This is a genomic window from Massilia genomosp. 1, assembly GCF_011682185.1.
Taxonomy (GTDB): Bacteria; Pseudomonadota; Gammaproteobacteria; order Burkholderiales; family Burkholderiaceae_D; genus Telluria_A; species Telluria_A rubra.
Genome location: NZ_WHJF01000084.1, coordinates 23,294 through 31,283, shown reverse-complemented (window position 1 = coordinate 31,283; position 7,990 = coordinate 23,294). Strand labels below are relative to the sequence as shown.

At 63.1% G+C, this 7,990-nt stretch carries 5 protein-coding genes and 1 rRNA gene; 1 reads left to right on the top strand and 5 read right to left on the bottom strand.

All coding sequences use genetic code 11. From position 1 onward, the window contains the following. The 3 genes from F1735_RS24810 to adh all read right to left on the bottom strand — a co-directional run. A 16S ribosomal RNA gene (locus F1735_RS24810) occupies positions 1-65 on the bottom strand; the annotation flags it as partial. Positions 66-521: 456 nt separating this feature from the next. After that, a complete protein-coding gene (locus F1735_RS24805) occupies positions 522-911 on the bottom strand; it encodes a DUF779 domain-containing protein (RefSeq protein WP_167239415.1) in 390 nt (129 codons plus the stop codon). Positions 912-925: 14 nt separating this feature from the next. Next, positions 926-2,446 (bottom strand): aldehyde dehydrogenase, encoded by a 1,521-nt coding sequence (gene adh / locus F1735_RS24800; RefSeq protein WP_167239414.1) that lies wholly within the window; start codon positions 2,444-2,446, stop codon positions 926-928. A gap of 223 nt (positions 2,447-2,669) precedes the next feature. Between adh and F1735_RS24795 the strand changes: the two genes are divergently transcribed. Then, on the top strand, positions 2,670-4,790 hold the full coding sequence (locus tag F1735_RS24795; protein WP_167239413.1) for a TonB-dependent receptor family protein: 2,121 nt from the start codon (positions 2,670-2,672) through the stop codon (positions 4,788-4,790). 132 nt (positions 4,791-4,922) lie between these two features. Here F1735_RS24795 and F1735_RS24790 read toward each other — a convergent pair whose 3' ends face one another. Next, complete coding sequence (locus tag F1735_RS24790; RefSeq protein ID WP_167239412.1) at positions 4,923-6,377, bottom strand: DUF3482 domain-containing protein; 1,455 nt, start codon at positions 6,375-6,377, stop codon at positions 4,923-4,925. Continuing rightward, positions 6,374-7,852: a DUF2868 domain-containing protein gene (locus F1735_RS24785; protein ID WP_167239411.1), complete on the bottom strand. Its 1,479-nt coding sequence runs from the start codon at positions 7,850-7,852 to the stop codon at positions 6,374-6,376. Before F1735_RS24785 ends, F1735_RS24790 begins: the two co-directional genes overlap by 4 nt. Between the last annotated feature and the right edge of the window lie 138 nt (positions 7,853-7,990).

Genomic DNA, 7,990 nt, shown 5'->3' with positions numbered 1-7,990 from the left:
TCGACTTGCATGTGTAAGGCATGCCGCCAGCGTTCAATCTGAGCCAGGATCAAACTCTTCAGTTCAATCTCTGTTTAATGTCCTTGCGGACAGATCGCTCACTCAAAATACTGACAGGCCACTTCTTGCGAAGCGCCTAATTTCTTTTTTGTGAACATTTGATAATTTAAGTATTCAACGTCGCTTGCGCTTCGTTGGCACCTTCATCAAACGCCCACACTTATCGACTGTTAATTGTTAAAGAACGTATTCGGTATTTCTATCTTGCCGCATGGTACGAAGCGTTGTGTTCGTTGCAGCAGAGAGGTGAGATTATGCAGCGTTTCGCGTTTCTCGTCAACCTCTTTTTCTTACGTCGCTTCTTTCGAAACGCCCCTGGACTGCCTGCTAACTACTTGATTTCGCTAGCGTTTCAGCGGGGAGGCGAACTATAGCAAAGGCCTCGCCACCCTGGCAAGGACTTTCTGAGGTGCTACACATTCCGTCGCGTCCGGCCGACGCTTTCTCACGAATACACGCATTTATGTGTCGCGCGGCCCCTCCCTGACCGCAGCCAGGGCACCGAATTCATCGTCGGTAAACAGCCGCGAGCGGGTCAGGAAGCGCCTTCCTGTCCCATTGTCCAGGGAGAACATCCCGCCGTTGCCTGCGACGACGTCGATGATCAGTTGCGTATGCTCCCAGTAAGCGAACTGGTCCCTTCCCATATAGAAGGCGGCGCCATTGATCTCGCCGACATGCACATCGGTATCGCTGATATTGAATTCGCCGTCCGGATAGCACATCGGGGCGCTGCCGTCGCAGCAGCCTCCCGATTGAAAGAACATGAGCGGCCCATGCCGCGCGCGCAACTCGTCAATCATTGCGCGCGCGGCATCGGTTGCGACCACGCGTGAAAGCGCGTCAACCATATACAGCTCCCTGCTTAAAAGAAGCCCATCGCGTTCGGGTTATAACTGACCAGCAGGTTTTTGGTCTTCTGGTAGTGATCGAGCATCATCTTGTGATTTTCGCGTCCGATGCCCGATTGCTTGTAACCACCGAAAGCCGCATGGGCCGGATACAGATGGTAGCAATTGGTCCACACCCGCCCGGCCTCGATGGCGCGACCGACCCGGAATGCGCGCGACCCGTCCCGCGTCCACAAACCGGCGCCGAGTCCATACAAGGTATCGTTGGCGATGCGCAGGGCGTCGGCTTCATCGGTAAACGTGGTCACCGCCACCACCGGACCGAATATCTCTTCCTGGAAGATGCGCATCTTGTTATCGCCCTTGAATACCGTCGGCTGCACGTAATACCCCTCCTTCATGTCGCCCGCTTGCACATTGCGCGCGCCGCCGGCCAGCAGCTCGGCGCCCTCCTGCTTCCCGATATCGAGGTAGGACAGGATTTTCTCCAGCTGTTCCTGCGATGCCTGGGCGCCGATCATGGTCGAGGCATCGAGCGGATTGCCCTGCTTGATCGCCGCCACCCGCTCCAAGGCGCGCGCAATGAATTTGTCGTAAATCGATTCCTGGACCAACACGCGCGACGGACAGGTACACACTTCGCCCTGGTTCAGCGCGAACATGGCAAAACCTTCCAGGCACTTGTCGAAAAACGCGTCGTCCGCATCCATCACGTCGGCAAAGAAGATATTCGGCGACTTGCCGCCCAGTTCCAGCGTGACCGGAATCAGGTTTTGCGCCGCGTATTGCATGATCAGGCGGCCGGTAGCGGTCTCGCCGGTGAAGGCGATCTTGGCGATGCGCTTGCTCGACGCCAGGGGCTTGCCCGCCTCCAGCCCAAAACCGTTGACAATATTGAGCACGCCCGGCGGCAGCAGGTCGCCGATCAGCTCGATCAGCACCATGATCGAGGCCGGTGTCTGCTCGGCCGGTTTCAACACCACGCAATTGCCCGCAGCCAATGCCGGGGCCAGTTTCCAGACGGCCATCAGGATCGGAAAATTCCACGGGATGATCTGCCCGACCACGCCGAGCGGCTCATGGAAGTGATACGCGTACGTGTCATGGTCGATCTGCGCGACCGAACCTTCCTGCGCACGGATGCACCCGGCGAAGTAGCGGAAATGGTCGATCGCCAGCGGGATGTCGGCCGCCGTGGTCTCGCGGATCGGCTTGCCGTTATCGATCGTCTCCGCCGTGGCCAGCAAGCTGAGGTTTTCTTCCATGCGGTCGGCAATCTTGTTGAGGATATTGGCGCGCTCGGCCTGCGAGGTCTTGCCCCAGGCTTCCTTGGCGGCATGCGCGGCGTCCAGCGCCAGCTCGATATCTTCCGCGCTCGAACGGCCCACCTCGCAAAACACCTGCCCGGTGATCGGCGTGATGTTTCCGAAATACTCGCCTTTAACGGGCGCAACAAATTTTCCACCAATGTAATTTTCGTAGCGTTGTTTGAACGGATTGGCTACGCCCAGCTTGCTGATATCTGCGAGATTCATGTCGTCATCTTCCTTTTATGGTTATGTACCGGGAATCCAAGCATAGACGCACATCAAAACAAGTAGCTGCGCAAACGCAAAGAAACTTCAACGGCTACCCAGAGGCTAGTCCTTTCGTTGGTGCTCTGGCGCACATTACGCGCGCAAGCCATCCGGGCTCGCTGCAGGATCCATCGCGCCCGCGTATATTGCGTACCGACGCTCAACATCCCCCGGAGAACCCATGACGCAGCACCCGTTTCGCCTGAACACGATCGCCACCTTGTTTGCGCTCGGCGCCACCGGCATGGCAGCGGCAGCGCCGGCCGACGCGCCGCTGGCCGATGTGGTCGTCATCAGCGGAAGCCGGGTCGAGCACACCAGTTTCGACTTGCCGGCAGCCATCGACGTGCTCGACGCCGCCTGCATTCGCGACGGCCAACTGCGCGTCAACGCGTCCGAAGCGCTCTCGGCAGTGCCCGGCCTGGCGGCCCAGAACCGCCAGAATTACGCGCAGGACTTGCAGATTTCCTCGCGCGGCTTCGGGGCGCGCTCGGCCTTCGGGGTGCGCGGCGTGCGCCTGATTGCCGACGGCATCCCGGCCACCATGCCGGACGGACAGGGACAGGCGGCAACTTTCAACCTCGACATGGCCGAGCGCATCGAAGTCTTGCGCGGGCCGTTTTCCGCCATCTACGGCAACCATGCCGGCGGCACGGTCCAGCTGTTCACGCGCGACGGCCAGGGCCGGCCGAGCGTGGAAGGCACGTTTATTGGCGGCAGCGCCGGTACGCGCAAGGCAGATGTCAACGCCCAGGGCGAGACCGGCGGCATCGGCTACGTGATCGACACGTCCCGCTTCCAGACCGACGGCGAGCGTGCGCACAGCGGCGCCACGCGCGACCAGGGTTTTGCCAAGCTGACGCTGGCGCCGACCAGCACCAGCAAGCTGACCCTGAGCGCCAGCGCGCTGAGCCAGGACGACACGCAAGATCCGCTCGGCGTGACCTGGGCCACCTACCAGCGCGATCCGCGCGCCGGCGAAACCGACGCCACCGATACACAGAATCCGAAGCGCACCATTGCCGACCGTTACAACACGCGCAAAAGCATCGACCACAAACAAGCCGGGGCCGCCTTCGAGCAGCGCCTGGGCGACGACCGCGTGCGGGCGATGGTGTACGGCGGCCAGCGCCAGGTGATCCAGTACCAGGCGTTTTCCAAATTCGTGCAAACGCCCGCCAGCCAGTCCGGCGGCGTGGTCGATTTCGACCGTGATTTTTACGGCGCCGACATCAACTGGCTCAGCGTGCGCAATGTCGCCGGCGGCAAGCTGAGCACCACCATCGGCATCGATTACGGCCGTTCCAGCGACCAGCGCCAGGGCTACGAGAACTTTATCGGCAACCAATTCGGCCTGCAGGGTACGCTGCGCCGCGATGAAAGCAATACCGTATCGAGCGTCGATCCGTATGCCCAAGCCGAATGGCAAGGCGGCGCCTGGGTCGTGAGCGCCGGCCTGCGCCACAGCCGCATGCAAGTCGGCGTGGACGATCGTTTCATTACAAACGGCAACGACAGCGGCGGCGTTCATTTCCGCCACACCACGCCCGTGCTCGCTGCGCTGTACAAAATCTCGCCAACCGTGAATGTGTACGCCAGCGCGGCGCGCGGCTTCGAAGCGCCGACCTTGAATGAGCTGTTCTATTCAGGTGCGGGCGCCGGCTTCAATTTCGCCCTCAAGCCCGCCACCAGCACGCATGTGGAAACGGGCGTCAAAGCCTATCTCGGCAGCAACACGCGCATCAATGCGGCGGTCTTCCAGGTAAAAACCAGCGACGAGCTGGTCGTCGACATTGCCGGCGGCGGACGCACCAGTTACCGCAATGCCAGTGAAACCTTGCGCCGGGGCGCGGAAGTCTCGCTGGACAGCAATTTTGGCGCGGGATTCAGTGGCCGCCTGGCCATGACCGCCTTGAACGCTACCTACGAGCAAGGCTTCGGCAATGTTGCGGCCGGCAGCCGCTTGCCGGGCGTGCCGAAAGCGAACCTGTTCGGCGAGCTGGCGTGGAAGAGCAGCAACGACGGCGTCGGCGCCGCGCTCGACACCATCGCCAGCGGCAAGGTCTATGCCGACGACGCCAATGCCGATATCGCCGCCCCTGGCTACGCGATCGTCAACGCCCGTTTCCAGGCCAGGCAGTCACTCGGTGGATGGCGCTTCAAGCAGTTCGTGCGCCTCAATAACCTGAGCGACAGGCGCTATGTGGGATCGGTGATCGTCGGCGACGCCAACAAGCGCTTTTATGAAGCGGCGCCGCAGCGCAACTGGCTGGCGGGCGTGAGCGCGCAATACGTTTTCTGATCAGGCCCGTCGAAAGAGCGCTACGGCCAGGCGTCCGGTTTTTCTCTGGCGCATAAGCGGCTGATCAGCGCCGGAGCCACGCCGGCAGGTTTTCTCGCGCTGAACAAGAAATTCTCATCCAGCCGCGCCGGCTCACATCGACCCCGGATACAGCTTCGCCAGGGTCGCGCGCGCCACCTCCGTCGCGATCGTCTCGACCTCGGCAGCCGCCTTGCCCGCAGCGCCCTCGCTGCGCAGCGCCTGCCACAGGTCGGCCAGCCGCCCCGCCTGCCGGGCCACCGCGCCCTCCACTTCCGCCTGCCAGAAGTCCGGCGCCTCGCCTTCCACGAAGTTGCCGCGCCCGCGCCCGAAGTGCGCCACCGCCAGATAACGCAGGATGCTACTGACCAGCAAGGTTTGCAAAAAATCGTCGGCGAACTGCATCGTGGTGCGGTTGCGGTCGGTGCTGGTATTGAAACCCCAGGCCGCGCCGGCCGCCGTCAGCGCCCCGACCACGCCGCCCAGCAGCGCCCCGGCCCCGAAGGTCAATCCGCCCGCCATCAGGTCGGCCGACAAGCCCGTCGCCGCGCCCGACACCACCGCCCCCAGCAAGCCGGCCTGGGCGCGATCGAGCGGCGCGCGCACGGTGAAATTCTTGCTCACGCGCGCGTTGATCTTGGGCGCCTCGCTCGGATCGAGCTGATGCAGCGCCAGCAGGCGACCGGTGGTGGCGGCGATATGCTGGTTCAGCCTTTCCACCAGCAAGCCCATGGCCCGCTCCTGCCGCTGCTGGTCGCTCTTGCCCAGGCCCACCACTTTCATGGCTGACTTGATGAACGTTTTCTCGTCGGCCTCGACCGGCTCGCTGTCGCGCGCGGCACTGCTGATCTGGGCGCTGGTGATCCGCATCGCTTCGACAAAACGCTCGCGGTTGTTGGCTTCCCACAGAGCAAACAAGCGCGCGTATCCGGCCTGCTTGGGCTCCTCGACCAGCTTGCCCACCGCCTCGTAAAAGACGCGCTCATGCACCCAGCAGCGGGCGAAGGCATCGAGCGCCAGCACATCGCGCACGATCTTGTACTGGTCCAGGTGCTGTTTCCAGGCCGTTTGCTCCTGCTGTTCTTCGTGCGCCGGACGGGGCGGCCCCAGCTGGTTGAGCAGCACCACCACCGGTTTGCCCAGCCATTCCAGGATGCGCATTTCGGCCGGCAGGTAGCCGGCGTCGCGCGGATGTTCGGACGAGTTGACCAGGTACAGCACCACATCGGCCTCGTCGCGTGCGGTGCGCAGCGCTTGCTGGCTGAGCCAGAACGGACGGTCGCGGTAGCGGTCCAGCACTTCGCGCAGGAACCAGCCGATCGGATTGCCGGCCGTGGCCAGCCGCTTGAGCAGGCGCACCGAGTCGCCGAAGCCGGGCGTATCCCACAGTTGCAGGGTGTCGCCCTCGTTTGTCTTGAGCAGCAAGTGCGACTCGGCAAAGATGGTCACGTGGGCGGCATCACGCACTTCCCCCACATCGACCCCGACCAGGGTGCGCGCCAGGGTGGTCTTGCCGTTGTTGGTGTGCGAAATCAGTGCAAACTGGATATGGACAGGGGTGTCGCTCATGATGCCTTCGATAAACTAAGACCGGCGCCGAGCTCCAGCGGGCGGCGCTCGGGATGGAGCAGGTTGACGATGGTGGCCGGGGCGCGGTGGAACTGGCAGAACTGTTGCCACAGCGCGGTGCGCTCGGCCAGCCGTACATCGGCCCCGGCTTGCGCACCGCTGCGCTCGGTCAGCGCCGATTCGTCGATCAGCACGGCAATGCCGCGTTGCGAGGCGCGCACCAGGTGGTCGAGAAAGGCGCCGTGATTTTCCTTCTCCGGCGTTGCTGCCAGGCTGAACAGCACGGCGGTCGCCGTCACATTCGCATCCTCCACGCTCAGGTCGCGCAGGGTATCAACCGCTTCTTCGCCATAGCCGGACGACGGGCGCAGCATCACCCGCGCCTGCTCGCCGAACAGGGTGACGGCGATCTGCGCCAGGCCCTTGTCGCGCGCCTCATCCAAGGTGTAACTGTAAGGCAGCACGCGCAGCAGGGCCGGCGCGCTGGTGCCGGCCTCGCCGTTAAGCTTGCGGAAGTAGGGCTGTTCCAGGTCCAGCGGAAATGTATTGCGCATCCGTTGCGCGCGCCAATGCGCCACGCCAGCGAGCACCAGGCGCGGCAGCACCACCAGCAGCAGCAAGCTCGCACCATATAAATGCACCCACTTGGCCCCGCCCGCCCCGGTCGGCACTTTCGAAAATTGCAAGGCCTCGATATCGGCGATGCTGAAGCCTTCCAGTGGCAACAGGGCCACGGCCGGCGCAAACAGCACCGACAGGACCCCATGCACTTGCGTGGCGTTGAGGAAGGTACTTTCCCAGCCGGCCACATATTGCGTCAGGAACCCGCGCGCGTACAGCGACAGCACCGCGCCCACGGCAAACATGGCGGCGGCCAGGTGCATGGTGCGCGCCAGGCGTGCCTGCGTCAGCTTGGCGCTCAGCTCGCTCCACTGGAGGCTGAAATTGGTCAAGCCGGCCGCCAGCACGTTCGGTAACTTGCGCGGCAGCGACAATTGCGCCCCGCTCAGGCGGCGCATCAAGGCCGGCGAGACCCAGCCGTTCTTGCGTGCCGGCACCAGCACCCACGCCATCAACAACAGGTACACCAGCATATTCCAGCCGATAATGGCCAGCAGCGGCGCCGACAGCAAGTCGACCCGGTGCGGATCGCCAATCCGGTCGACCGCCGCGCCGAGCACCAGCGCCAGCAGCGGCACGCCCAGCGACAGCGCCTTGAAGCCGCCGCGACGGCGCGCAATGGCGGCGAACGCGGGCGTACGCTCGCCCAAGCGCTTGAGGATCTGCTCGGCGCGCTGTTGCAAGAAGTGCTCGGTGGTCACTGCCGACTTGCTGTCGGACGCTTGCCACTGCGCCAGTTCCTTCGCGCTGCGGCTGGCGTACAGGCGATCGTCGTCGCTCAGCACCTCGTGCTTGCCGTCCATGCTTTCGATCGAGCGCACCAGCACCACGTCCCTTGCCACCTGTTCGTTCATGCTTTTCCTGTTCTTTTACGAGCTCGCTTGCGGGTACCTTGTATGAAACGACAACATTCACAGGCCAATTGTGCCGCACTTTGCCGCCCTGCGCTGGTCTTGCAGGAACGCGACAGCGTGGATGTGCTATCTTAACGC